Origin of the sequence: Pseudomonas sp. ITEM 17296, from assembly GCF_028895205.1 — a bacterium.
GTDB classification, from domain to species: Bacteria; Pseudomonadota; Gammaproteobacteria; order Pseudomonadales; family Pseudomonadaceae; genus Aquipseudomonas; species Aquipseudomonas kermanshahensis.
In genome coordinates this window covers 135,527-160,636 of sequence record NZ_WJRS01000004.1, presented here as the reverse complement: position 1 = coordinate 160,636, position 25,110 = coordinate 135,527, and the positions used below count along the sequence as shown (strand labels likewise).

The 25,110-nt window shown below is 59.3% G+C and carries 24 protein-coding genes; 3 read left to right on the top strand and 21 right to left on the bottom strand.

What is annotated here, in order from left to right; all coding sequences use genetic code 11:
* Window positions 1-125: 125 nt before the first annotated feature.
* The 21 genes from glmS to rpmH all read right to left on the bottom strand — a co-directional run bounded on the left by glmS (window position 126) and on the right by rpmH (window position 20,718).
* Window positions 126-1,961 (bottom strand): glutamine--fructose-6-phosphate transaminase (isomerizing), encoded by a 1,836-nt coding sequence (gene glmS / locus GIB19_RS06740; RefSeq protein WP_085272141.1) that lies wholly within the window; start codon window positions 1,959-1,961, stop codon window positions 126-128.
* A 2-nt stretch (window positions 1,962-1,963) separates the two neighbouring features.
* A complete protein-coding gene (locus GIB19_RS06735) occupies window positions 1,964-2,740 on the bottom strand; it encodes a DeoR/GlpR family DNA-binding transcription regulator (RefSeq protein WP_027592080.1) in 777 nt (258 codons plus the stop codon).
* 179 nt (window positions 2,741-2,919) lie between these two features.
* Window positions 2,920-4,287 (bottom strand): bifunctional UDP-N-acetylglucosamine diphosphorylase/glucosamine-1-phosphate N-acetyltransferase GlmU, encoded by a 1,368-nt coding sequence (glmU, locus tag GIB19_RS06730; RefSeq protein ID WP_099430840.1) that lies wholly within the window; start codon window positions 4,285-4,287, stop codon window positions 2,920-2,922.
* 122 nt (window positions 4,288-4,409) lie between these two features.
* Entirely contained in the window at window positions 4,410-4,829 is a 420-nt protein-coding gene (locus GIB19_RS06725; protein WP_016489909.1) for a F0F1 ATP synthase subunit epsilon, read from the bottom strand.
* Window positions 4,830-4,872: 43 nt separating this feature from the next.
* Complete coding sequence (gene atpD, locus GIB19_RS06720) at window positions 4,873-6,249, bottom strand: F0F1 ATP synthase subunit beta (protein WP_016489910.1); 1,377 nt, start codon at window positions 6,247-6,249, stop codon at window positions 4,873-4,875.
* A gap of 27 nt (window positions 6,250-6,276) precedes the next feature.
* Complete coding sequence (atpG, locus tag GIB19_RS06715; RefSeq protein ID WP_016489911.1) at window positions 6,277-7,137, bottom strand: F0F1 ATP synthase subunit gamma; 861 nt, start codon at window positions 7,135-7,137, stop codon at window positions 6,277-6,279.
* Between the two features lie 48 nt (window positions 7,138-7,185).
* A complete protein-coding gene (atpA, locus tag GIB19_RS06710; RefSeq protein WP_099430841.1) occupies window positions 7,186-8,730 on the bottom strand; it encodes a F0F1 ATP synthase subunit alpha in 1,545 nt (514 codons plus the stop codon).
* Window positions 8,731-8,751: 21 nt separating this feature from the next.
* Entirely contained in the window at window positions 8,752-9,288 is a 537-nt protein-coding gene (locus tag GIB19_RS06705) for a F0F1 ATP synthase subunit delta (RefSeq protein WP_003253191.1), read from the bottom strand.
* A 12-nt stretch (window positions 9,289-9,300) separates the two neighbouring features.
* Entirely contained in the window at window positions 9,301-9,771 is a 471-nt protein-coding gene (locus tag GIB19_RS06700) for a F0F1 ATP synthase subunit B (protein ID WP_003253189.1), read from the bottom strand.
* 57 nt (window positions 9,772-9,828) lie between these two features.
* Window positions 9,829-10,086, bottom strand: coding sequence for a F0F1 ATP synthase subunit C (gene atpE / locus GIB19_RS06695; RefSeq protein WP_003097235.1), 258 nt, complete (start codon window positions 10,084-10,086; stop codon window positions 9,829-9,831).
* Window positions 10,087-10,228: 142 nt separating this feature from the next.
* Entirely contained in the window at window positions 10,229-11,098 is an 870-nt protein-coding gene (gene atpB / locus GIB19_RS06690; RefSeq protein ID WP_016489912.1) for a F0F1 ATP synthase subunit A, read from the bottom strand.
* 16 nt (window positions 11,099-11,114) lie between these two features.
* Window positions 11,115-11,522: a F0F1 ATP synthase subunit I gene (locus GIB19_RS06685; RefSeq protein WP_027592077.1), complete on the bottom strand. Its 408-nt coding sequence runs from the start codon at window positions 11,520-11,522 to the stop codon at window positions 11,115-11,117.
* 148 nt (window positions 11,523-11,670) lie between these two features.
* Window positions 11,671-12,543 (bottom strand): ParB/RepB/Spo0J family partition protein, encoded by an 873-nt coding sequence (locus tag GIB19_RS06680; protein ID WP_027592076.1) that lies wholly within the window; start codon window positions 12,541-12,543, stop codon window positions 11,671-11,673.
* A 9-nt stretch (window positions 12,544-12,552) separates the two neighbouring features.
* Complete coding sequence (locus GIB19_RS06675) at window positions 12,553-13,344, bottom strand: ParA family protein (RefSeq protein ID WP_027592075.1); 792 nt, start codon at window positions 13,342-13,344, stop codon at window positions 12,553-12,555.
* Window positions 13,345-13,362: 18 nt separating this feature from the next.
* Window positions 13,363-14,013 (bottom strand): 16S rRNA (guanine(527)-N(7))-methyltransferase RsmG, encoded by a 651-nt coding sequence (rsmG, locus tag GIB19_RS06670; protein ID WP_099430842.1) that lies wholly within the window; start codon window positions 14,011-14,013, stop codon window positions 13,363-13,365.
* Window positions 14,010-15,902 (bottom strand): tRNA uridine-5-carboxymethylaminomethyl(34) synthesis enzyme MnmG, encoded by a 1,893-nt coding sequence (gene mnmG / locus GIB19_RS06665; protein WP_085272138.1) that lies wholly within the window; start codon window positions 15,900-15,902, stop codon window positions 14,010-14,012. The genes rsmG and mnmG overlap by 4 nt, the downstream gene beginning before the upstream one ends.
* A gap of 887 nt (window positions 15,903-16,789) precedes the next feature.
* On the bottom strand, window positions 16,790-18,160 hold the full coding sequence (gene mnmE, locus GIB19_RS06660) for a tRNA uridine-5-carboxymethylaminomethyl(34) synthesis GTPase MnmE (RefSeq protein ID WP_027592072.1): 1,371 nt from the start codon (window positions 18,158-18,160) through the stop codon (window positions 16,790-16,792).
* An 82-nt stretch (window positions 18,161-18,242) separates the two neighbouring features.
* Window positions 18,243-19,925 (bottom strand): membrane protein insertase YidC, encoded by a 1,683-nt coding sequence (gene yidC / locus GIB19_RS06655; protein WP_027592071.1) that lies wholly within the window; start codon window positions 19,923-19,925, stop codon window positions 18,243-18,245.
* Between the two features lie 2 nt (window positions 19,926-19,927).
* Window positions 19,928-20,173 carry a membrane protein insertion efficiency factor YidD gene (gene yidD / locus GIB19_RS06650; protein ID WP_075046823.1) on the bottom strand — a complete coding sequence of 82 codons (246 nt, stop codon included), beginning with the start codon at window positions 20,171-20,173 and terminating at the stop codon, window positions 19,928-19,930.
* Window positions 20,166-20,570: a ribonuclease P protein component gene (rnpA, locus tag GIB19_RS06645; RefSeq protein ID WP_077068714.1), complete on the bottom strand. Its 405-nt coding sequence runs from the start codon at window positions 20,568-20,570 to the stop codon at window positions 20,166-20,168. Before rnpA ends, yidD begins: the two co-directional genes overlap by 8 nt.
* Window positions 20,571-20,583: 13 nt before the next feature.
* Window positions 20,584-20,718 (bottom strand): 50S ribosomal protein L34, encoded by a 135-nt coding sequence (gene rpmH / locus GIB19_RS06640; protein WP_003253163.1) that lies wholly within the window; start codon window positions 20,716-20,718, stop codon window positions 20,584-20,586.
* A 596-nt stretch (window positions 20,719-21,314) separates the two neighbouring features.
* Between rpmH and dnaA the strand changes: the two genes are divergently transcribed.
* Genes dnaA through recF form a run of 3 tightly spaced genes read left to right on the top strand, consistent with a single transcriptional unit; the run spans window position 21,315 to window position 25,107 of the window.
* Entirely contained in the window at window positions 21,315-22,844 is a 1,530-nt protein-coding gene (gene dnaA / locus GIB19_RS06635; RefSeq protein WP_027592069.1) for a chromosomal replication initiator protein DnaA, read from the top strand.
* 40 nt (window positions 22,845-22,884) lie between these two features.
* Window positions 22,885-23,988 carry a DNA polymerase III subunit beta gene (gene dnaN / locus GIB19_RS06630; protein WP_027592068.1) on the top strand — a complete coding sequence of 368 codons (1,104 nt, stop codon included), beginning with the start codon at window positions 22,885-22,887 and terminating at the stop codon, window positions 23,986-23,988.
* 15 nt (window positions 23,989-24,003) lie between these two features.
* Complete coding sequence (gene recF / locus GIB19_RS06625; RefSeq protein WP_027592067.1) at window positions 24,004-25,107, top strand: DNA replication/repair protein RecF; 1,104 nt, start codon at window positions 24,004-24,006, stop codon at window positions 25,105-25,107.
* The last annotated feature ends 3 nt before the right edge of the window (window positions 25,108-25,110 follow it).

The following is a 25,110-nucleotide window of genomic DNA, read 5'->3' as shown; positions in this document are numbered from 1 at the left end:
TGAATGTGTTCAATCCCTTGAACCGGCCGAAAGTTATACCAAAAACCGTTTTACTGCGCAAAAAAGCACCAGCTCCTGCTGTTGATCACAGCGGGGCCGGTGCTTTTTAACGGTTGCCCGTCGGTTTATTCCACCGTCACCGACTTCGCCAGGTTGCGCGGCTGGTCAACGTCGGTGCCCTTGAGCACCGCCACGTAGTACGACAGCAACTGCAGCGGGATGGTGTACAGGATCGGCGCGAGGGCGTCAGCGATGTGCGGCACCTTGATCACGTGGGTGCCTTCACCGTTGGTCATGCCAGCGTGCTCGTCGGCAAACACCACCAGCTCACCGCCACGGGCACGCACTTCCTGCAGGTTGGACTTGAGCTTCTCCAGCAGTTCGTTGTTCGGCGCCACAGTCACGACTGGCATGTCGTTATCCACAAGTGCCAGCGGGCCGTGCTTCAGCTCACCTGCCGGGTAGGCTTCGGCGTGGATGTAGGAGATTTCCTTGAGCTTGAGCGCGCCTTCCATCGCTACCGGGTACTGGGCGCCGCGGCCCAGGAACAGGGTGTGGTGCTTGTCGGCGAACAGCTCGGCGATCTTCTCGACAGTTGCGTCCATGGCCAGTGCCTCGCCCAGGCGGGCCGGCAGGCGACGCAATTCTTCAACCAGCTCGGCTTCGACACCGGCTTCGAGGGTGCCGCGTACCTGGCCCAGGGCCAGGGTCAGCATCATCAGCGAGACCAGCTGGGTGGTGAACGCCTTGGTCGAAGCAACGCCGATTTCCGGGCCAGCCAGGGTCAGCAGGGTCAGGTCGGATTCACGCACCAGCGAGCTGATGCCGACGTTGCAGATCGCCAGGCTGCCGAGGAAGCCCAGCTCCTTGGCGTTGCGCAGGGCAGCCAGGGTGTCGGCAGTCTCACCGGATTGCGAGATCGAGACGAACAGGGTGTCGGGCTGCACCACCACCTTGCGGTAGCGGAACTCGCTGGCGACTTCGACCTGGCAAGGGATGCCGGCCAGGCTTTCCAGCCAGTAACGGGCGACCATGCCGGCGTGGTAGCTGGTGCCGCAGGCAACGATCTGTACGTTGCGCACTTTGGCGAACAGGTCGGCGGCTTTCGGGCCAAAGGCCTGTACCAGCACGTGGTCTTTGCCCAGACGGCCTTCCAGGGTGCGTTGGACCACGCTTGGCTGCTCGTGGATTTCCTTGAGCATGAAGTGACGGTAGTTACCTTTGTCCGCCGCTTCTGCACCTTCGTGATACTGCACGGTTTCACGCTGGACCTTGTTGCCAGCCTGGTCCCAGATGCTGACCTGGTCACGGCGGATTTCAGCGATATCGCCTTCTTCCAGGTACATGAAACGGTCGGTGACCTGGCGCAGGGCCAGCTGGTCCGAGGCCAGGAAGTTCTCGCCAAGGCCCAGGCCGATCACCAGCGGGCTGCCGCTGCGGGCAGCTACCAGGCGGTCTGGCTGTTTAGCGCTGATCAGGGCCAGGCCATAAGCACCGTGCAGGCGCTTCACCGCAGCCTTCAGCGCGTCGGTCAGGTCTGCAACGGTCTTGAGCGTGTGGTGGATCAGGTGGACGATGACTTCGGTATCGGTCTGCGAGGTGAACACGTAGCCGAGGCCTTTGAGCTCTTCACGCAGTTCTTCGTGGTTCTCGATGATGCCGTTGTGCACGACCGCCAATTCACTGCCCGAGAAGTGTGGGTGGGCATTGCCTTCGGTTGGCGCGCCGTGGGTAGCCCAACGCGTGTGTGCGATCCCCAGCTGGCCGACGAGCGGCTCGGCGGCCACGGCAGCTTCCAGTTCGCTGACCTTGCCAATCCGGCGGCGACGCTCCAGCCCACCTTGCTGGCTGTAGACCGCCAGGCCGGCACTGTCGTACCCGCGGTACTCAAGGCGCTTGAGGCCTTCGATCAGGATGGCGGTGATATTACGTTCGGCTACGGCACCAACGATTCCACACATGTTCATTGCTCCTGGCTGATCGCGGCGCAAATCAGGTTGATGCCGCGGGCTTGAATTTGTTCGCGTGCCGCTGCGGGCAGGCGTTCGTCAGTAATGAGGGTATTCACGCTGCCCCACGGCAGCTCAAGGTTGGGGATTTTGCGCCCCACCTTGTCGGACTCGACCATCACGATCACCTCACGGGCGACCTCGGCCATGACTCGGCTCAGGCCCAGCAGCTCATTGAAGGTGGTGGTGCCCCGGTTGAGGTCGATGCCATCGGCACCGATGAACAGCTGATCGAAATCGTAGGAGCGCAGCACCTGCTCGGCAACCTGCCCCTGGAACGACTCGGAGTGCGGGTCCCAAGTACCACCGGTCATCAGCAATACAGGCTCATGCTCGAGATCGCTGATGGCGCGGGCCACGTTCAAGGAATTGGTCATCACCACCAGGCCAGGCTGTCGGCCCAGCTCGGGAATCATCGCGGCAGTGGTGCTGCCACTGTCGATGATGATCCGCGCATGTTCGCGGATACGCCCTACCGCCGCGCGGGCAATGGCCTTCTTGTAGGCAGACACGGGCTGGGCCGGCTCACCGAGCAGCTCTTGCGGCACCGGTACCGCACCGCCATAGCGGCGTAGCAACAGGCCGTTGGTTTCCAGGGCGGCGAGGTCTTTGCGAATGGTCACTTCCGAGGTTTCGAAGCGCTTGGCCAATGCATCCACACTCACCTCCCCTTGCTCACTGAGCATGGCCAGGATGTTGTGGCGGCGTTGAGGCGTGTTACGTTTCGACATGAGCGCTTAAGTTTCGTTTCGAAAGATAATGGTTGCAATCAAAACCTAAGACGCTCGTTTCGTCAAGCAGTTGCTGCGCTGTGGATAGTTTCGTCCCCTGTAGGAGCGCAAACTCACGCCGCAAAAAAAAGCCGACTTATTCACATAAGTCGGCTTTCGATCGAACAGCTGTGTATAACTCAGCTCTTCTTGATCTTCTCCGGCCGCTTCCAGCCCGAGATGTTTCGCTGGCGCGCGCGGCCCACAGCCAGGTCGGCGGCTTCGACGGTCTGCGTGATAGTCGAACCGGCTGCCGTGGTCGCGCCGGCCTTGATTTCCACAGGCGCCACCAGTGAGTTGTTCGAACCGATGAACACGTCCTCACCCATCACGGTCTTGAACTTGTTGGCGCCATCATAGTTGCAGGTGATGGTGCCAGCGCCGATGTTGGTGCGCGCGCCGATTTCGGCGTCGCCCAGGTAGCTCAGGTGGCCTGCCTTGGCGCCTTCGCCCAAGTGAGCGTTTTTCAGCTCGACGAAGTTACCCACATGGGCCTTGGCATCCAGCACACTGCCTGGGCGCAGGCGAGCGAACGGGCCGGCATCGCTGCCCTCACCCATCACCGCACCTTCGATGTGGCTGTTTGCCTTGACCACCACACCCTTGCGCAGGGTGCTGTTCTTGATCACGCAGTTGGGGCCGATCTCTACGCCATCTTCGATGACCACCTGGCCTTCGAGGATCACGTTGATGTCGATCAGCACATCGCGACCAACGGTCACTTCACCCCGTACATCGAACCGCGCCGGGTCACGCAGGGTGACGCCCTGGGCCATCAGGCGGCGGCCTGCGCGCAGCTGATAGTGGCGCTCGAGCTCGGACAGCTGGCGACGATCGTTGGCGCCCTGCACTTCCATCGGGTCTTCGGGTTGCTCGGTGGCAACCACCAGGCCATCGGACACCGCCATGGCGATGACGTCGGTCAGGTAGTACTCGCCTTGGGCATTGTTATTCGACAAGCGGCTCATCCAGTCCGCCAGGCGCGCCGCAGGCAGGGCCAGAATGCCGGTGTTGCCTTCCTTGATCGCTTTCTGCGCGTCGCTGGCATCCTTGTGCTCAACGATGGCCGTCACCTTACCTTGCTCGTCACGCACGATGCGGCCATAGCCGGTCGGGTCTTCGAGGGTGACCGTGAGCAAGCCCAGCTGTTGATCATTGGCCTTGGCCAACAGGCGCTGCAAGGTCTCCACTTCGATCAACGGCACATCACCGTACAGCACCAGTACGGTGTCAGCGGTCAATGCTGGCAGCGCCTGGGCCAGGGCATGGCCTGTACCCAGCTGCTTGTCTTGCATGACAAAGTTCAGATCGTCAGCTGCCAGGCGCTCACGCACCTGCTCGGCACCATGGCCAATGACCACGTGGATACCTTGCGGCTGGAGTTGACGCGCGCTGTGTATAACATGGCCAAGCATGGAGTTGCCGGCAACCGGGTGCAGCACCTTGGGCAGCGCCGAGCGCATGCGGGTACCTTGGCCGGCGGCGAGAATAACGATATCGAGTGACATTACTGGCTACCAATCCTGGGCGGTCAGTGAAATGACCGGGGGGAGAAATTCGGAAAAAGAAAAAGGGTAGCCGAGGCTACCCTTTTACTCAATCGCAACAGAAGTGATCAGCCCAGGGCCGATTACTTGCCTTTGCGCATTTGCTGGACGGTACGCAGCTGAGCTGCGGCCTCGGCCAGACGTGCGGCGGCGGCGCCGTAGTCGAAGTCCGCGCCTTTCAGATTCAGGGCGTTCTCGGCAGCCTTGAGGGCTTCCTGAGCCTGAGCTTCATCCAGGTCTGCAGCACGTTGCACGGTATCGGCAAGCACCTTGACCATGTTCGGCTGAACCTCGAGGAAACCACCAGAGATGTAAAACACCTCTTGGGCGCCACCCTGCTTGGTCAGCGTGATCGGACCTGGCTTCAGATTGGTGATCAGCGGCGCGTGGCCCGGAGCGATACCAAGATCACCCAGGTTACCGTGCGCAACCACCATCTCGACCAGACCGGAGAAAATCTCTCCTTCCGCGCTGACGATATCGCAATGGACTGTCATAGCCATCTGCTTGCCTCAACCTGATAGCGCCCCTTGCGGGGCGCAGGAATTACAGTTTCTTGGCTTTCTCGATCGCTTCGTCGATGCTGCCGACCATGTAGAACGCTTGTTCTGGCAGGTGGTCGTAGTCACCTTTGAGGATGCCGCTGAAGCCAGCGATGGTGTCTTTCAGGGAAACGTACTTGCCTGGCGAACCGGTGAAGACTTCGGCCACGAAGAACGGCTGCGACAGGAAGCGCTGGATCTTACGAGCGCGGGCTACCAGTTGCTTGTCGGTCTCGGACAGTTCGTCCATACCCAGGATGGCGATGATGTCTTTCAGCTCTTTGTAGCGCTGCAGAACATACTGAACGCCACGCGCGGTGTCGTAGTGCTCGTTGCCGATCACGTTCGGGTCCAGCTGACGCGAAGTCGAGTCCAGTGGGTCGACCGCTGGGTAGATACCCAGGGAGGCGATGTCACGGGACAGAACGACGGTGGCGTCCAAGTGGGCGAAGGTGGTCGCTGGCGACGGGTCGGTCAAGTCGTCCGCAGGTACGTATACGGCCTGAACGGAGGTGATCGAACCTTCCTTGGTGGAGGTGATGCGCTCTTGCAGAACGCCCATCTCTTCAGCCAGGGTCGGCTGGTAACCTACTGCCGAAGGCATACGGCCCAGCAGTGCGGATACTTCAGTACCGGCCAGGGTGTAACGATAGATGTTGTCGACGAACAGCAGAACGTCGTTACCTTCGTCACGGAACTTCTCAGCCATGGTCAGGCCGGTCAGCGCTACGCGCAGACGGTTTCCTGGTGGCTCGTTCATCTGACCGTAGACCAGCGCTACTTTGTCGAGAACGTTGGAGTCCTTCATCTCGTGGTAGAAGTCGTTACCCTCACGAGTACGCTCACCCACACCAGCGAACACGGAGTAACCGCTGTGTTCCATGGCGATGTTACGGATCAGTTCCATCATGTTTACGGTCTTGCCGACACCGGCACCACCGAACAGACCAACTTTACCACCCTTGGCGAACGGGCAAACCAGGTCGATAACCTTGATGCCGGTTTCCAGCAGGTCGTTGCCGCCTGCCTGGTCAGCGAACGAAGGCGCTGGCTGGTGGATACCGCGACGCTCTTCTTCACCGATCGGGCCGGCTTCGTCGATCGGGTTGCCCAGTACGTCCATGATACGGCCCAGGGTGGCCTTACCAACAGGAACGGAAATGGCAGCGCCGGTGTCGACGACATCCAGACCGCGCTTCAAGCCTTCGGTCGAGCCCATCGCAATAGTACGAACCACGCCGTCGCCCAGCTGCTGCTGAACTTCGAGGGTGGTTTCCGCGCCTTGTACTTTCAGCGCGTTGTATACACTCGGCACGACGTCACGTGGGAATTCCACGTCGATGACGGCGCCGATGATTTGAACGATACGTCCGCTACTCATAGCTGGATCCTCTGAATATGTGAACCGTTAAACCGCGGCAGCGCCGCCGACGATTTCCGAGATCTCCTGGGTGATCGCAGCCTGACGCGCCTTGTTGTAGATCAACTGAAGCTCTTTGATCAAATCACCGGCGTTGTCTGTGGCGTTCTTCATGGCGATCATCCGGGCCGCTTGTTCAGCAGCGTTGTTCTCGACCACCGCCTGGTATACCTGCGACTCCACATAACGCACCATCAAGCCGTCCAGCAGCTCTTTTGCGTCGGGTTCGTACAGGTAATCCCAGTGATGCTTGAGATCCTGATCCGGGGTTGCCACCAACGGTACCAATTGCTCGACCGTTGGCTTCTGGGTCATGGTATTGATGAACTTGTTCGAAACCACGGAGAGGCGATCGATACGGCCGTCCAGGTAGGCGTCCAGCATCACTTTGACGGAGCCGATCAGATCGTTGATCGATGGCTCTTCGCCCAGGTGGCTGATCGCGGCTACGACGTTGCCGCCAAAGATGCGGAAGAAAGTCGCACCCTTGCTGCCGATCACGCACAGGTCGATTTCCACGCCCTGTTCGCGGTTTGCGTTCATGTCCTTGACCAGGGCCTTGAACAGGTTGGTGTTCAAGCCACCGCACAGACCACGGTCACTGCTCACCACGATATAACCGGTGCGCTTAACAGGGCGCTCGATCATGAAAGGGTGGCGGTATTCCGGGTTGGCGTTGGCCAGATGACCGATCACCTGGCGGATACGCTCCGCGTAAGGACGGCTAGCAGCCATGCGCATTTGTGCCTTGCGCATTTTGCTGACCGCCACTTTCTCCATGGCGCTGGTAATTTTTTGCGTGCTTTTGATGCTCGCAATCTTACTGCGAATCTCTTTTGCGCCTGCCATGTATCACCTATCAGGTTAGCAAGCGGGGGCCTGGGCCCCCGCTGCGGCTTACCAGGTCTGGGTGGCCTTGAACTTCTCGATACCGGCTTTCAGGCCAGCGTCGATTTCGTCGTTGAAGTCACCCTTCACGTTGATCTTCGCCATCAGTTCAGCGTGATCACGGTTGAAGAAGGCGATCAGTGCTTGCTCGAAGCTACCGATCTTGGAGACTTCTACGTCAGTCAGGAAACCACGCTCAGCGGCGTACAGCGACAGGGCCATGTCCGCGATGGACATTGGCGCGTACTGCTTCTGCTTCATCAGCTCGGTAACGCGCTGACCATGCTCCAGCTGCTTGCGGGTCGCTTCGTCCAGATCGGAAGCGAACTGGGCGAATGCAGCCAGTTCACGGTACTGAGCCAGAGCGGTACGAATACCACCGGACAGCTTCTTGATGATCTTGGTCTGAGCGGCACCACCTACGCGGGATACCGAAACACCGGCGTTCACTGCAGGGCGGATGCCCGAGTTGAACATGGCCGATTCCAGGAAGATCTGACCGTCGGTGATCGAGATCACGTTGGTCGGAACGAACGCGGAAACGTCGCCAGCCTGGGTTTCGATGATCGGCAGCGCGGTCAGGGAACCGGTTTTGCCAGTCACAGCACCGTTGGTGAACTTCTCGACGTACTCTTCCGAAACGCGCGATGCACGCTCCAGCAGACGGGAGTGGAGATAGAACACGTCGCCTGGGTACGCTTCACGTCCTGGTGGACGGCGCAGCAGCAGGGAGATCTGACGGTAGGCAACGGCCTGCTTGGACAGGTCATCGTAAACGATCAGTGCGTCTTCACCGCGGTCACGGAAGAACTCGCCCATGGTGCAACCGGCGTATGGCGCCAGGAATTGCAGTGCGGCGGATTCCGAAGCACTGGCAACCACCACGATGGTGTTCTTCAGTGCGTCGTTTTCTTCCAGCTTGCGAACGATGTTGGCAACGGTGGAACGCTTCTGGCCGACAGCAACATACACACAGAAAATACCGGAGTCTTTCTGGTTGATGATGGCGTCGATGGCCATGGCGGTCTTGCCGATCTGACGGTCACCGATGATCAGCTCACGCTGGCCACGGCCGACAGGGATCATGGCGTCAACGGACTTGTAGCCAGTCTGTACAGGCTGGTCTACCGACTTACGCCAGATCACGCCTGGAGCAACTTTCTCGACCGCGTCGGTCTCGGTGTTGCCCAGCGGGCCTTTGCCGTCGATCGGGTTGCCCAGTGCGTCGACGACGCGACCCAGCAGTTCCTTACCAACCGGAACTTCCAGGATGCGGCCGGTGCACTTGGCGCTCATGCCTTCGGCGAGGGTGTCGTATGCACCCAGGATCACTGCACCTACGGAGTCTTGCTCCAGGTTCAGTGCCATGCCGTAGACGCCGCCAGGGAACTCGATCATTTCGCCGTACATGACGTCGGCCAGACCGTGGATCCGCACGATACCGTCGGAAACCGAAACGACGGTACCTTCGTTACGGGCTTGGGAGCTCACATCGAGGTTGTCGATGCGGCCCTTGATGATTTCACTAATTTCGGAAGGATTGAGTTGCTGCATTGCTCTGCTGCCCCTTCAAACTCAAGATTTCAATGCTTCGGCCAGTTTCGCGATTTTGCCGCGAACAGAGCCATCGATTACCAGGTCACCAGCGCGGATGACGACGCCGCCAATCAGGCTGGCATCCTCCGACGCGTGCAGGCGCACTTCCTGGCCTAACCGTGCACTGAGAACCTTGGCGAGTTTGTCTTGCTGTTCTTGGTTCAACGCGAAGGCACTGGTGACTTCCACGTCCACGGATTTCTCTTGCTCGGCCTTGTACAGGTCGAACAGAGCGGCAATCTCCGGCAGAAGCAGGAGACGGTCGTTTTCCGCGGCAACATGAATGAAATTCTGTGCCTGTGCATTGAACTTGTCACCGCACACGTCAATGAACGTGGCGGCCTTTTCTGCGCTCGTCAGTCGCGGGGCCTTGAGCAGGCGCTGCATGGTGTCGTCTTGCGACACCGCAGCAGCCAGGCCGAGCATGGCTGACCAATTGGCCAGTTGCTGATGGGCCTGGGCATGCTCAAAGGCAGCCTTAGCGTAAGGTCGGGCCAACGTGGTCAGTTCTGCCATGATCGCCCTCGCTTAAATTTCAGCGGCCAGTTTGTTAACCAGCTCCGCATGCGCGTTTTGATCGATTGTGGCGCCAAGGATCTTTTCAGCACCGCCAACGGCCAGAGCACCCACTTGGGCACGCAGGGCGTCTTTAGCGCTGTTCAGTTCCTGTTCGATCTCGGCCAGAGCCTGAGCCTTCACACGGTCAGCTTCGACGCGGGCCTGTTCACGGGCTTCCTCGACAAGCTGAGCAGCGCGTTTCTTGCTTTGCTCAATGATTTCGGCTGCCTGTGCTTTAGCTTCACGCAGTTGCTGACCCGCTTTCTCTTGGGCCAGCTCCAGGTCGCGAGCTGCGCGGTTGGCAGCGTCCAAGCCATCGGCAATCTTCTTTTGGCGCTCTTGCAGAGCAGTGATGACCGGAGGCCATACGTACTTCATGCAGAAGAGTACAAAAATCAGGAAAGCAACGGATTGGCCAATCAGGGTTGCATTAATGTTCACGCCAACACCTCGCTCGGTCTTAATTCATACAGCAAATCAACTCGTGGTGACGAGTGATTAGCCGGCGATCTGACCAACGAACGGATTCGCGAAGGTGAAGAACAGAGCGATACCAACACCGATCATGGTTACGGCGTCGAGCAGACCGGCAACGATGAACATTTTAACCTGCAGCATCGGAACCATTTCTGGTTGACGAGCAGCGCCTTCCAGGAATTTGCCGCCCAGCAGGCCGAAACCAATGGCGGTACCCAGAGCACCCAGGCCGATCAGCAGAGCAACAGCGATAGCGGTCAGACCAACTACAGTTTCCATCTTTCCTCCCGACTTTTACGTCGTATTGGTTAGGTTTTTAGTTTGAAGCGGTAAAACAAATCGTGAGTACAGCTGCCCTTGCGGACTTTTTAAGCCCTCCCCCCGTACCGGCGAGGAAGGCTATCAGACACGCCAGGCGGTCTTAATGGTTATCTTCGTGCGCCATCGACAGGTAGACGATGGTCAGCATCATGAAGATGAAAGCTTGCAGGGTGATGATCAGGATGTGGAACACAGCCCACGCCCATTGCAGCACCACACCCAGGCCGCTCAGCCAGAGCAGGCCGGAGCCGAACATGACGGCGATCAGGATGAACACCAGCTCACCGGCGTACATGTTGCCGAACAGACGCAGGGCCAGCGAGATCGGCTTGGCGATCAGGGTGACGAATTCGAGCAGGAAGTTCACCGGGATCAGCAGGATCTGAACAAAGATGTTCTTGCTGCCGAACGGGTGCAGGGTCAGCTCACCGATGAAGCCGCCCAGGCCCTTGACCTTGATGCTGTAGAAGATGATCAGGGCGAATACGCTGAAGGCCATGGCCAGGGTCGCGTTCGGGTCGGTGGTCGACACAGCGCGGAACGGAATGTGCGGATCACCGGAGATCAGGATGGCCAGCTGAGGAATCCAGTCGACCGGTACCAGGTCGACGGCGTTCATCAGGAATACCCAGACGAAGATGGTCAGCGCCAGCGGTGCGATCACCGGGCTACGGCCGTGGAAGGAGTCCTTCACGCTGCCGTTGACGAAGTCGACCATCACTTCGACGAAGTTCTGCAGACCGCCAGGTTGGCCGGAGGTCGCCTTCTTCGCCGCCATGCGGAAGATGAACAGGAAGATCAGACCCAGCGCAACGGACCAGCCCAGGGTGTCCAGGTGGAACGCCCAGAAGCCCATTGCCTTGGCTTCTGCAGCCGAATGGGCGAAGCCCCAGCTGCCGTCTGGTAGTTGACCGTAGGTCAGGTTCTGCAAGTGGTGCTGGATATAGCCCGAAGCGGTTTCTGCTGCCATGGTTGCCTCAAACGCCCTAAGGTCTCGAAAGTCTTTTATTCATTAGCAGTGGCGCGAACCAGCTGACCATTAGGGTCAGCAGGAAGACGCCGAATACTGCTAACGGCGCCAATGGCTTCACTCCTGCGAAGGTCAGTGCAAACAGCACTGCCGTCAAAATCATTTTGCCTGCCTCGCCAGCGTAGAACGACTTGACGATGGCCTGCGCTGCCCGGGCTCCGCTGAAGCGAAATGCCTTCCAGGCGAAATACACATTGGGTAGCCAGGCAATCAAACCTCCGCAGAGACCTGAATATCCACTGACCGCCCCTTTCCACTGCCACAACACCAACGTTGCCAACAGCAGTACAACACATTGAGTCAGCAGTACCGGAAAAACCGCCCAGCGATGGAAAGGCAAGCGGTTTGGCGTGCGTATTTCCATCACAACTGCTCCTCGGAAGTCGACCAACAAGTCAGCTATGACTTGGCATAATTTGTGCCGACAAAATGCGCGCAGAGTATAGGGGTGGATTAACCCCTATTCAACTCTTCGTAGTGATTTCCGACTGCGCGCTACAACAGGAATTGTTTCAGCGGATGTGAGCAAGGACGCCTTGCAACTCGTCAAGCGAGTTATAGCGAATAACCAACTGGCCCTTGCCCTTGTTGCCATGACGGATCTGTACGGCAGAGCCCAGGCGCTCTGCGAGCCGCTGTTCAAGGCGTGCGATATCCGGATCAGGTTTGCTCGGTTCGACCGGATCAGGCTTGTCGCTGAGCCACTGACGCACCAGTGCCTCAGTTTGGCGCACGGTGAGGCCACGTGCGACAACATGACGCGCCCCCTCTTCCTGACGATGCTCTTCAAGACCGAGCAAAGCGCGCGCATGACCCATCTCCAGGTCACCATGGGCGAGCATGGTCTTGATCGCTTCAGGCAGGGTGATCAGGCGCAGCAGGTTGGCCACGGTAACCCGCGACTTGCCCACGGCATCCGCTACCTGCTGCTGGGTCAGTTCGAACTCCTGCTGCAGGCGCTGCAGCGCGAGGGCCTCTTCCAGGGGGTTGAGGTCTTCGCGCTGGATGTTTTCGATCAGCGCCATGGCGATGGCCGTTTCGTCCGGCACTTCGCGGACCATGGCCGGCACGGTGTCCAGGCCAGCCTGCTGGGTGGCGCGCCAACGGCGCTCACCGGCGATGATCTCGTAGCGGTTGTCGGCAATCGGGCGAACCACGATCGGCTGCATCACGCCATGGGTGCGAATCGAGTGCGCGAGTTCTTCCAGCGCCACCGGGTCCATGTCGCGACGCGGCTGGTACTTGCCACGTTGAATCAGCTCGACCGGCAGGTGTTGCAGTTCTTTCTGGTCGATCTTGACAGCCTGCTCTTCGAGCGCGCTGACGGAAGGACCACTGAGCAGTGCATCCAACCCACGTCCGAGACCCCGTTTCTTAACGGCCATACGGATTCCTTAAGTTGTTTGTGCAGTGCGGGATGGACGGCGCTGACGGCGTACCAGTTCCCCAGCCAGGGCCAGATAAGCCAGCGCGCCACGCGATTGCTTGTCGTAGGCCAGGGCCGGCATGCCAAAGCTTGGGGCCTCGGCCAGGCGAATGTTGCGCGGGATGACCGTGTCGTACAGCTGCTCGCCGAAGTGTTCCTTGAGCTGGGCCGAAACATCGTTGTTCAGGCTCAGGCGCGGGTCGAACATGGTCCGCAACAGGCCTTCGATCTTCAGCTCCGGGTTCAACCGGGCGGCGATGCGCTTGATGTTATCCACAAGGTCACTGAGACCTTCCAGTGCGTAGTACTCGCACTGCATGGGGATAATGACGCCATCGGAGGCCACCAACGCGTTCAGCGTCAGCATCGACAACGACGGCGGACAGTCGATGAGAATGAAGTCGTAGTTCTCGCGGATCGGCGCCAGGGCGTTGCGCAGGCGGCTTTCCTTGACCTGCATTTCCAGCAGCACCACTTCGGCGGCGGTCAGGTCACGGTTGGCCGGCAACAGCTGGAAACCACCGTGCTCGGAGTAATGCATGGCCTGAGCCAGGTCGCATTCCCCGATCAGCAGGTCGTATACCGAGTGCTCGAGCTCGTGCTTGTCGACACCGCTGCCCATGGTGGCGTTGCCTTGCGGATCGAGGTCGATCAGCAGCACACGACGTTTGGTCGCGGCCAGCGAAGCGGCGAGATTGATACAGGTGGTGGTCTTGCCCACACCACCTTTCTGGTTCGCGATTGCGAATACCTTAGCCATTGATGCGCGTGTTCCCAGTCATGCCTTGCGGCGCAGTATCAGCAGATGGCGCTGGCCCTGGCAACCCGGAACGGTCAGGGCCTGCTCGCTTTCCACTGTGAAGTCTGCGGGCAATGCTACCAGTTCATCGGCAGGATGCAGCCCCTTCATTGCAAGCCATTGCGTCCCGGTGTCGCCCAGATGGCGGGTCCAGTTGGTGAAGTTCTCCATGCTGCTGAAGGCACGAGAGATGATTCCGCTGAACGGTTGCGCCGGTTTGAACTCCTCGACCCGGCTGTGGATAACCTGCAGGTTGTCCAGCTTGAGTTCCATTTTGACTTGGGTCAGGAAGCGGGTCTTCTTGCCATTGCTGTCCAGAACCGTCACTTGCTTGTGCGGGTGCAGGATAGCCAAGGGTATGCCTGGCATGCCACCCCCACTGCCGACATCCAGCCAGTTATCGCGCTCGCTGTGGATAAACGACATGACGCTGAGGCTATCGAGCAGATGCCGCGAAACCATCTCGTCCGGATCGCGCACGGCAGTCAGGTTGTAGGCCTTGTTCCATTTGATCAACAGGGCCAGGTAGCCCAGCAGCATCTCGTGCTGCTGCGCGCTCAGCTCGATGCCGAGCTGGCGCGCGCCTGTGGACAATTCTTCGGCGTGTTGCGGGGTGACCAGGGAACTCAAGCGCTTTGCTCCAATTCGCGGCCTGCGCCGCGTTTTTTCAGATGAATCAGCAGCAGCGAAATGGCCGCTGGTGTCACACCAGGAATACGCGAAGCCTGGCCCAACGTCTCGGGACGGGTCTGGCCAAGCTTGCCCTGGATTTCCTTCGACAGGCCAGAAATCGTGGTGTAGTCGATATCCACAGGCAGGCGGGTGTCTTCGCTGGCGCGCAGCCGAGCGATTTCGTCCTGCTGGCGGTCGATGTAGCCCGCGTACTTGGTCTTGATCTCGACCTGCTCGGCAACCTGTGGATCAATTTCATCACCACCGGTGGCCTCGATCAGGCCGGCGTAGTCGATTTCCGGCCGCGCCAACAGGTTGAGCAGGCTGTATTCGTGACTCAGCGGCGTGCCGAACTTATCCACAACTGCCTGGCCCTGCGGCGTATTCGGGCGAACCCAAGTCGACTTCAGGCGCTGTTCCTCACGCTCGATGCCATCACGCTTGGCGCAGAACGCGGCCCAACGCTGGTCATCGATCAGGCCCAGTTCGCGGCCTTTTTCGGTCAGGCGCAGGTCGGCGTTGTCTTCGCGCAGGATCAGCCGGTACTCGGCACGCGAGGTGAACATGCGGTACGGCTCCTGGGTACCCAGGGTGATCAGGTCGTCGACCAGTACGCCGATGTACGCCTCGTCGCGCCGCGGGCACCAGCTTTCGCGGCCTTGCGCACGCAGCGCAGCGTTGGTACCGGCCAACAGGCCTTGTGCACCGGCTTCTTCGTAACCGGTGGTGCCGTTGATCTGGCCAGCGAAGAACAGGCCGCCGATGACTTTGGTCTCGAGGCTGTACTTCAGGTCACGCGGGTCGAAGTAGTCGTACTCGATAGCGTAGCCCGGGCGCACGATGTGGGCGTTTTCCATGCCGCGAATCGAGCGCACCAGCTCCAGCTGCACGTCGAACGGCAGCGACGTCGAGATGCCGTTGGGGTACAGCTCATGGGTGTTCAGGCCTTCCGGCTCGATGAATACCTGGTGGCTTTCCTTGTCGGCAAAACGGTGAATCTTGTCTTCGATCGATGGGCAGTAGCGCGGGCCAACACCTTCGATCACACCCGAGTACATCGGCGAACGGTCGAGGTTCGACGCGATGATTTCGTGGGTGCGGGCGTTGGTGTGGGTAATCCAGCAGCTCACCTGGCGCGGATGCATCTGCGCGTTGCCCATGAACGACATGACCGGGATCGGCGTATCGCCCGGTTGCTCGGTCATGACCGAGAAGTCTACCGACCGGCCATCGATGCGCGGCGGGGTACCGGTTTTCAAACGGCCAACGCGCAGCGGCAGTTCACGCATGCGGTGCGCCAGGGCAATCGAAGGCGGATCGCCGGCGCGACCGCCGGAATGGTTTTGCAAACCGATGTGGATAAGGCCACCGAGGAAGGTCCCGGTCGTCAGCACCACGGAGTCGGCGAAGAAGCGCAGGCCCATCTGGGTCACCACGCCTTTGACTTGGTCCTGTTCGACGATCAGGTCGTCGCAGGACTGCTGGAATATCCACAGGTTTGGCTGGTTTTCCAGGATTTCGCGAACCACAGCCTTGTAAATGGCGCGGTCAGCTTGCGCTCGGGTGGCGCGTACGGCCGGGCCTTTGCGGTTGTTCAAAACGCGGAACTGGATGCCGCTCTTGTCGGTGGCCAATGCCATGGCACCGCCGAGCGCATCGATCTCTTTGACCAGATGGCTTTTGCCAATACCGCCAATCGCGGGGTTGCAGCTCATGTGACCGAGGGTTTCCACGTTATGGGTCAGCAGCAGGGTTTTCACACCCATGCGTGCAGACGCAAGCGCAGCCTCGGTACCGGCATGGCCGCCGCCGATGACGATCACTTCAAAACGGGAAGGGAAATCCACCACGCACCTCGTGCCTGTTTTTGCGAATAGAGAAGGTAAGCGGACAAGTATAGGGACTTACCCCCTTGCAAAGGAACCGCTTGCGCAAAATTTGATCAGGCTGTGGATGAGTGGCAGATAACAAAAACAACGAAGAGAGATTTAAAAAAGCTTTGTTTTTATGTTTATTCTTATGCACACACCTTTCTGTGGATAAGGTTCTAGATCCCTTATGTGGCGCTGTGTACAGAGAAATTAAACCCTGTTATCCAAGTGCCATAAAGCCTCTGGATAACGTCCTTTAGCCTGTGGATTAAAGTGCTACTTATGCACAAGCGGTTTTTTCCTCAAGAAAAAGAGGGGGTTATCAAGAGAGCTGATGGAGGGTTTTCCACAGGGTACAGCTGGGCCTTTTTTGTACCTTTTGATGAAAAAACCGGATTGCCGTAGCCGTTCGGCAATCCACAGACCGTCCCAGCGGGTCGGTGGGCCGAAAAGGTTGTTCAGCAAGTTGGGGTGAGAGGTGCGATTGCTTGCCGCGAGATAGGGTGAAAGCAGCCAGGTGCTTGTCTTGGGTTATGAGGGACGGCGTAAATCGAGCGCCGCCCGCGCGGCGCTTCGCAGCACAAGGCTGCTCCTACATCGGTTTCGGGCCAGTAACGCCTGTCCCAGCGCGCGCGACCGCCTTGTTTGTTCCACACGATATTGAGCTAGGCACCAAGGGGCCGCGCGCCTCAGTCTCAGGATTGACTGGCCCGATAAAAATGTAGGAGCAGCCTTGCGCTGCGAAGCGCCGCGCGGGCGGCGCTCGATCTCAAGGGCGTAAAAACTCCACCGGCAAACACCCAAAAAAAAGCCGCTCCCGGAGGAGCGGCCTGGTGTTGCGAGTGCCTTTGAAGGCCTGTGGATTACTTACCGATGCAGAAACTGGAGAAGATGCGCCCCAACAGGTCATCCGAGCTGAACGCCCCTGTGATCTCTCCCAGGGCCTGCTGAGCCTGTCGCAAGTCCTCGGCCAGCAGCTCTCCGGCCCCCGCCAGGGTCAATTGAGCGCGGCCATGCTCCAGGTGATCACTGGCCTGGCGCAGGGCATCGAGGTGGCGCCGGCGGGCGCTGAAACCGCTCTCGGCGGTCTGTTCATAACCCATGCAGGCCTTGAGGTGGTCGCGCAGCAACTGCAAGCCACTGTCGTCGTCCTTGGCGCTGAGGGTGATGGTCACATGGCCGTCGTCACACTGTTCCAGGCCCACGGCCTCACCACTGAGGTCAGCCTTGTTGCGGATCAGGGTGACTTTGCCTGGGTCCGGCCGCTGATCGAGGAACTCAGGCCAGAGGGCAAATGGGTCTGCGGCTTCCGGGGCTGTGGAATCCACCACCAGCAAGACACGATCCGCTTCGCCAATGGCCTTGAGCGCCCGCTCGACGCCGATCTTTTCCACATGGTCATCGGTATCACGCAGGCCTGCAGTGTCGACCACATGCAACGGCATGCCATCGATGTGGATATGTTCACGCAGGATGTCGCGGGTGGTGCCGGCGATGTCGGTAACGATGGCGGCTTCGCGGCCAGCCAGCCGATTCAGCAGGCTGGATTTACCCGCATTCGGACGGCCGGCAATCACTACGGTCATGCCATCACGCAGCAAAGCGCCCTGCCCGGCTTCGCGTTGCACTGTGGACAACTCGCCACGCACCGCGTCCAGCATCGACAGCACGTGGCCATCGGCGAGGAAGTCGATCTCCTCCTCAGGGAAGTCGATCGCCGCTTCGACATAGATCCGCAAGGCGATCAGCGCCTCGGTAAGGCTGTGCACACGCTTAGAGAACTCACCTTGTAGCGAACGCAAGGCATTGCGCGCGGCCTGGCTGGAGCTGGCCTCGATAAGGTCGGCGATCGCCTCGGCTTGCGCCAGGTCGAGCTTGTCGTTGAGAAACGCACGCTCGCTGAACTCACCGGGCCGGGCCAGGCGGCAACCAAGTTGTACACAGCGTTGCAGCAGCATGTCGAGGACCACCGGCCCACCATGCCCCTGCAGCTCGAGCACATCCTCACCGGTGAACGAGTTCGGCCCCGGGAAGTACAACGCGATGCCTTCGTCCAGGACCAGGCCCTGGTCATCACGGAAGGGCCCGTAATGCGCATGGCGAGGCGTTAGGGTGCGGCCGGTGATGAGCTGGCCTGCCTTGGCCGCCAGAGGGCCAGACAAGCGGACAATGCCCACGCCACCGCGGCCTTGGGCGGTAGCGATGGCAGCGATGGTCTCACGCACAGTGTTCATGCTCGAAAGCCTCTACGACAAAAACGACAGATAGCAAAAACGCCCCACTAGGGGGCGTTTTTATTCACAGACTAGCAGCCCGTCAAGCAGCAGCTTTTTTAGTCGCTGCTTCGATACGGCGGGTGATGTACCACTGCTGCGAAATCGACAGGCAGTTGTTCACAACCCAGTACAGCACCAGGCCAGCCGGGAACCACAGGAAGAAGAAGGTGAAGATGATTGGCATCATTTTCATTACCTTGGCCTGCATCGGATCCGGCGGCGTCGGGTTCAGACGCTGCTGAATGAACATGGTGGCGCCCATGATGATCGGCAGGATGAAGAACGGATCCTTGATCGACAGGTCAGTGATCCACAGCATCCATGGGGCCTGGCGCATTTCTACGCTTTCCAGCAGTACCCAGTACAGGGCCAGGAATACCGGCATCTGAACCAGGATCGGCAGGCAGCCACCCAGCGGGTTGATCTTCTCTTTCTTGTACAGCTCCATCATCGCCTGGGACATCTTCTGGCGATCATCACCGAAGCGTTCCTTCAGCGCAGCGAGCTTCGGCGCCACGGCACGCATGCGCGCCATCGAGCGGTAGCTGGCAGCCGACAGCGGGAAGAACAGGCCTTTGATCAGCATGGTCAGGACGATGATCGACCAGCCCCAGTTACCCAGCAGGCTGTGGATATGTTGCAGCAGCCAGAAGATCGGCTGGGCAATGAACCACAGGAAGCCGTAGTCGACGGTCAGTTCCAGGCCTGGGGACAACTCTTTGAGCTTGGACTGGATCTTCGGACCGGCGTACAGCATGGCGCTGGTTTCGACCTTGCCGCCAGCAGGAACGCTGATGGCTGGGCCGGTGTAGCCGATGATGTAGTTGCCTTGGCTGTCCTTGCGGGTCTGGACAACGTTGTTGTCCGACTTGGCCGGGATCCAGGCAGTGACGAAGTAGTGCTGCAGCCAGGCGACCCAGCCGCCGGACACATTTTCTTTCAAACTACCTTTGTCGATGTCTTTCATCGACACTTTCTTGTACGGCTCGGCAGCTGTCCACAGGGCGGCGCCCAGGTAGGTAGCGGTGCCGGTGGCCGTGCTCGAAGACGGATCGCCACTGGCGTCACGCTTGAGCTGGGCAAACATGTTGCCGCTCCAAGCCTGGCTGCTCTGGTTGTCGATCAGGTAGCTGACGGTCAGGTCGTACTCACCGCGCTTGAAGCTGAAGCGCTTGATGTAGTTCACACCGTTGTCGCTGAACTTCAGGTCCACCACCAGTTGTTCCTGGCCATCGGCCAGCTGGTAGTTGCGCTGTTCAGCCGCGTACAGCGGGCGACCCGTGGAACGGGCGTCCGGGCCATTGGCGCCGGTCAGGCCGCTCTGGGCCAGGTAAACACGCTCGCCACCGTTGTCGAACAGCTGGAACGGAATGTTCGGGTGGTCCTGACGGCGTGGGTACTTCGGCAGGTTCAGCTGGACGATGTCACCACCCACCGGGTCGATAGCCAGTTCCAGAACATCGGTCTTGACGCGGACCAGATCCTTGCTGAGTGCGACCGGTGCCAGTTCGGCAGGGCTCGATTCGGCGTTGGCGCTCGGTACATCGGCGCTGGCACCGTTGTTACCGGCCGGCACGCCATCGGGCAAGCCCGGAGCAACAGTGCTGGCAGCAGTATTCTGAGTCGGCAGGGCAGCTTGGCCGTAGTCATCGTTCCACTTCAGGACCATGACGTAGGACACGACTGCCAGCGCGGCGATCAGGATCGTGCGTTTAATATCCATGATTACTCGGCTATCGAAGAAGTTCGGGAGGAAGGAGCGGGTGGAACGGGATCGAAACCGCCGTCGTTCCACGGATGACAACGCCCCAGGCGACGAACGGCCAGCCACCCACCACGCCATAAGCCATGGTTTTCGATGGCTTCGTAAGCGTAACAGGAGCAGCTGGGGAAGAAACGACAGTGACTGGCCATCAGAGGACTGATGGCATAACGGTAAAACTGGATCGGAACGAGTGCCAGTTTACGCATCTTGGCTGTCTACCCCTGCGGAATCGGCGCTAACCGCTGGAGAAGGCCGGCTGCGCGCCAGGCGTTTCCAGAGCTTGCCAAAGTGTTGATGCAATTCCGGGTTTTCTACCTCACCCAATCCCTTGCGCGCGACGATCACGATGTCCAGGCCAGCGAGTATCTGCTGGTTCAGACGAAAGGAATCGCGCATCAAGCGCTTGAGGCGATTGCGTTGAACGGCGAGCTTGACGCTCTTCTTGCCGATCACCAGGCCAAGGCGCGGATGATCGAGGCCGTTCTCGCGAGCAAGGATCAGCAGGTTTTTCCCTGGAACCTTGCCGGTTGGGGAGTCGAAGACCGCTTTGAAATGTCGGGGTGTAAGCAGTCGCTTTTCCCGACTGAAGTCCTGACTCACCACCTGTGCCGAAAAATCAAATGGCCAGACGCTTACGGCCTTTGGCACGACGACGCGACAGAACAGCGCGGCCGTTCTTGGTAGCCATACGAGCACGGAAACCGTGAGTGCGCGCGCGCTTGATGGTGCTTGGTTGGAAAGTACGTTTCATGGCGTGTTACCTGGGTTTGTCGACGACGGCCGGGATGGCCCCCTTTTTAAGAGACCGGCGATTCTAGAGAAAGCAAGCCAATAGGTCAATTTCCAACCAGTCATTCCTTATAGAAGGCGTGACGGGCTCGGTCGATCAGACGCTGCCCAGACACGGCCTTAGCGTGAACGCACATCGGGGGATAACATGAAAAAAAAGAAGAGACATTTAAAAAGCTTTCTTAAAGAACTTATAAATCTTAAGTGGATAACTTTCTGTGGATAACGTTCTACAGCCCAGAAATCGCGGGCTGTACAGAGTTTTGAAACCCTGTCGGTATCCGGTGCTGCGCTTGTGCTCCGCATGCGCAGAAGCTGTGGATTAAAGTGCTCATTATCCACAGGTGAATTATCCACAGATCTCAACCCAGGGTTGTGCATAGCCCTTAGGTGCGGTTATCCACAGAGCTTATGCACAGCGCAATAAAGCCTTTTTGGTCGATAAATGGCTGTTTTGTCATGGCTCCTAACGTATCCACATGTGGATAACTGATCGCTCGACCGGTACAATGGCGGTTTGTTTTTGCCTCATCCGGCTTTCAAACTCAGGGGATATCCGTGTCAGTGGAACTTTGGCAGCAGTGCGTGGAGCTTCTGCGCGATGAACTGCCTGCCCAGCAATTCAACACCTGGATCCGTCCGCTACAGGTCGAAGCCGAAGGCGACGAGTTGCGCGTCTATGCGCCTAACCGTTTCGTTCTCGATTGGGTCAATGAAAAGTACCTGGGTCGTCTGCTCGAGCTGTTGGGTGAGAACGGCAGCGGCATTGCGCCTGCCCTTTCCTTATTAATAGGCAGCCGTCGCAGCTCGGCGCCGCGGGCCGCGCCCAATGCGCCGGTCAGTGCCGCTGTGGCCGCTTCGCTGGCGCAGACCCAGGTACAAAAAGCCGCGCCTGCTGCGATGTCGGTAGAGCCTGCCGCTGCGCCTGTGGAAGCTGCGCAGGTCAATGAGGTTGCCGAGCCTTCGTCGCGTGACAGCTTTGATGCCATGGCCGAGCCTGCGCCGGCACCGGCTACCAACACCCGCACCGAACAGCGCACTGTTCAGGTTGAAGGTGCCCTCAAGCACACCAGTTACCTGAACCGCACGTTCACTTTCGACACCTTCGTCGAAGGTAAGTCGAACCAGCTGGCGCGGGCCGCTGCCTGGCAGGTCGCCGACAACCCGAAGCATGGCTACAACCCGCTCTTCCTTTATGGGGGTGTGGGCTTGGGTAAAACCCACTTGATGCATGCTGTGGGTAACCACCTGCTGAAGAAAAATCCGAATGCCAAGGTGGTCTACTTGCATTCGGAGCGTTTCGTCGCGGACATGGTCAAGGCGCTGCAGCTCAATGCCATCAACGAATTCAAGCGCTTCTACCGCTCGGTCGATGCGTTGCTGATCGACGACATCCAGTTCTTCGCCCGCAAAGAGCGTTCCCAGGAAGAGTTTTTCCACACCTTCAACGCCCTGCTCGAGGGCGGCCAGCAGGTGATCCTCACCTCCGACCGCTACCCGAAGGAAATCGAAGGCCTGGAAGAACGTCTGAAATCCCGCTTCGGCTGGGGCCTGACCGTTGCGGTAGAGCCTCCCGAGCTGGAAACGCGTGTCGCGATTCTGATGAAGAAGGCCGACCAGGCCAAAGTCGAGCTGCCGCATGACGCTGCCTTCTTTATTGCCCAGCGCATCCGCTCTAACGTCCGCGAACTGGAAGGTGCCCTGAAGCGGGTGATCGCTCACTCGCACTTCATGGGCCGCGACATCACCATCGAACTGATTCGCGAATCGCTCAAAGACTTGCTGGCGCTGCAAGACAAGCTGGTCAGTGTGGATAACATTCAGCGCACAGTGGCCGAGTACTACAAGATCAAGATCTCCGATCTGTTGTCCAAGCGTCGCTCGCGTTCTGTCGCGCGCCCGCGCCAGGTAGCCATGGCCCTGTCGAAGGAGCTGACCAACCACAGTCTGCCGGAGATCGGCGACATGTTTGGTGGTCGCGACCACACGACCGTGCTGCATGCCTGCCGCAAAATCAACGAACTGAAGGAATCCGACGCGGACATCCGCGAGGACTACAAGAACCTGCTGCGGACGCTGACGACCTGATGGCCGTCTGCGCAGCTAATTGAAGGCAAGGGACTAGACCATGCATTTCACCATTCAACGCGAAGCCCTGTTGAAACCCCTGCAACTGGTCGCCGGTGTCGTCGAGCGCCGTCAGACCTTGCCGGTCCTGTCTAACGTATTGCTGGTTGTGCAAGGCCAGCAGCTGTCGTTGACCGGTACCGACCTGGAAGTCGAACTGGTAGGCCGCGTGCAACTGGAAGAGCCAGCCGAGCCTGGCGAAATCACTGTCCCGGCCCGTAAGCTGATGGACATCTGCAAAAGCCTGCCAAACGACGTCCTGATCGATATCAAAGTCGACGAGCAAAAACTGTTGGTCAAGGCCGGCCGCAGCCGCTTCACCCTGTCGACCCTGCCCGCCAATGACTTCCCGACGGTGGAAGAAGGCCCAGGCTCGCTGACCTGCAACCTGGAACAGAGCAAGCTGCGCCGCCTGATCGAGCGCACCAGCTTTGCCATGGCTCAGCAGGATGTGCGCTATTACCTCAACGGCATGTTGCTGGAGGTGTCGCGTAACACCCTGCGCGCCGTCTCTACCGATGGCCACCGCCTGGCGCTGTGCTCCATGAGCGCGCCCATCGAGCAGGATGATCGCCACCAGGTGATCGTGCCGCGCAAAGGTATCCTGGAGCTCGCGCGCCTGCTGACTGATCCGGAAGGCATGGTCAGCATCGTCCTGGGGCAACACCATATTCGCGCAACCACCGGCGAGTTCACCTTCACCTCCAAGCTGGTGGACGGCAAGTTCCCGGACTACGAGCGTGTACTGCCTAAGGGTGGCGACAAGCTGGTGGTCGGTGATCGTCAGGCGCTGCGTGAGGCATTCAGCCGTACCGCGATCCTGTCCAACGAAAAGTACCGCGGCATTCGCCTGCAACTGGCCGCTGGCCAGCTGAAGATTCAGGCCAACAACCCTGAGCAGGAAGAAGCGGAAGAAGAGATCAGCGTCGACTACAACGGCAGCGCGCTGGAGATCGGCTTCAACGTCAGCTACTTGCTGGACGTGCTGGGCGTGATGACGACCGAGCAGGTGCGTCTGATTCTGTCCGACTCCAACAGCAGTGCGCTGCTGCAGGAGGCTGGCAATGATGACTCTTCCTACGTTGTCATGCCGATGCGTCTGTAACCTGTAGCAGACTGAATGTCCCTTCGACGTATCATGGTCACCGCGGTGCGCAACCTGCACCCGGTGACCCTCTCACCCTCCCCCCGCATCAACATCCTCTACGGTGCTAACGGCAGCGGCAAAACCAGTGTGCTCGAAGCTGTGCACCTGCTGGGACTGGCGCGCTCGTTCCGCAGCACGCGCCTGAACCCGGTCATCCAGTACGAGCAGCCAGCTTGCACCGTGTTTGGCGAGGTTGAGTTGACGTCGGGGGGCACCAGCAACCTGGGCGTATCTCGTGAGCGGCAAGGTGATTTCACCATCCGTATCGACGGGCAGAATGCCAAAAGCGCGGCGCAGTTGGCCGAGCTGCTACCCCTGCAGCTGATTAACCCGGACAGTTTCAGGCTGTTGGAAGGCGCCCCGAAAATTCGCCGCCAATTCCTGGATTGGGGAGTGTTCCACGTGGAACCTCGTTTTCTGCCTGCCTGGCAACGTCTGCAGAAGGCGCTCCGGCAGCGGAACTCGTGGTTGCGGCATGGTACACTTGACCCAGCTTCGCAAGCCGCCTGGGACCGGGAATTGTGCCTGGCCAGCGCGGAAATAGATGAATACCGTCGCAACTACATCAAGGCCTTGAAGCCCGTCTTCGAGCGAACCCTGAGCGAACTGGTCGAGCTTGACGGGTTGACCCTGAGCTATTACCGAGGCTGGGACAAGGACCGGGAACTCAACGAAGTACTCGCCTCCTCTCTTCTTCGTGACCAGCAAATGGGCCACACCCAGGCCGGTCCGCAGCGTGCTGATCTGCGTCTTCGTTTGGCTGCCAATAACGCAGCCGACATTCTGTCGCGAGGGCAGCAGAAACTTGTGGTGTGTGCGCTACGCATTGCCCAAGGGCACCTCGTCAGCCAGGCTCGCCGCGGTCACTGTATTTATCTCGTGGATGACTTGCCGTCAGAACTGGACGAGCAACACCGCCGCGCATTGTGCCGCTTGCTAGAAGAATTACGCTGCCAGGTGTTCATCACCTGTGTAGATCACGAATTACTGAGGGAAGGCTGGCAGACGGAAACGCCAGTTGCTTTGTTCCACGTGGAACAGGGCCGTATCACCCAGACCCACGACCATCGGGAGTGAAGG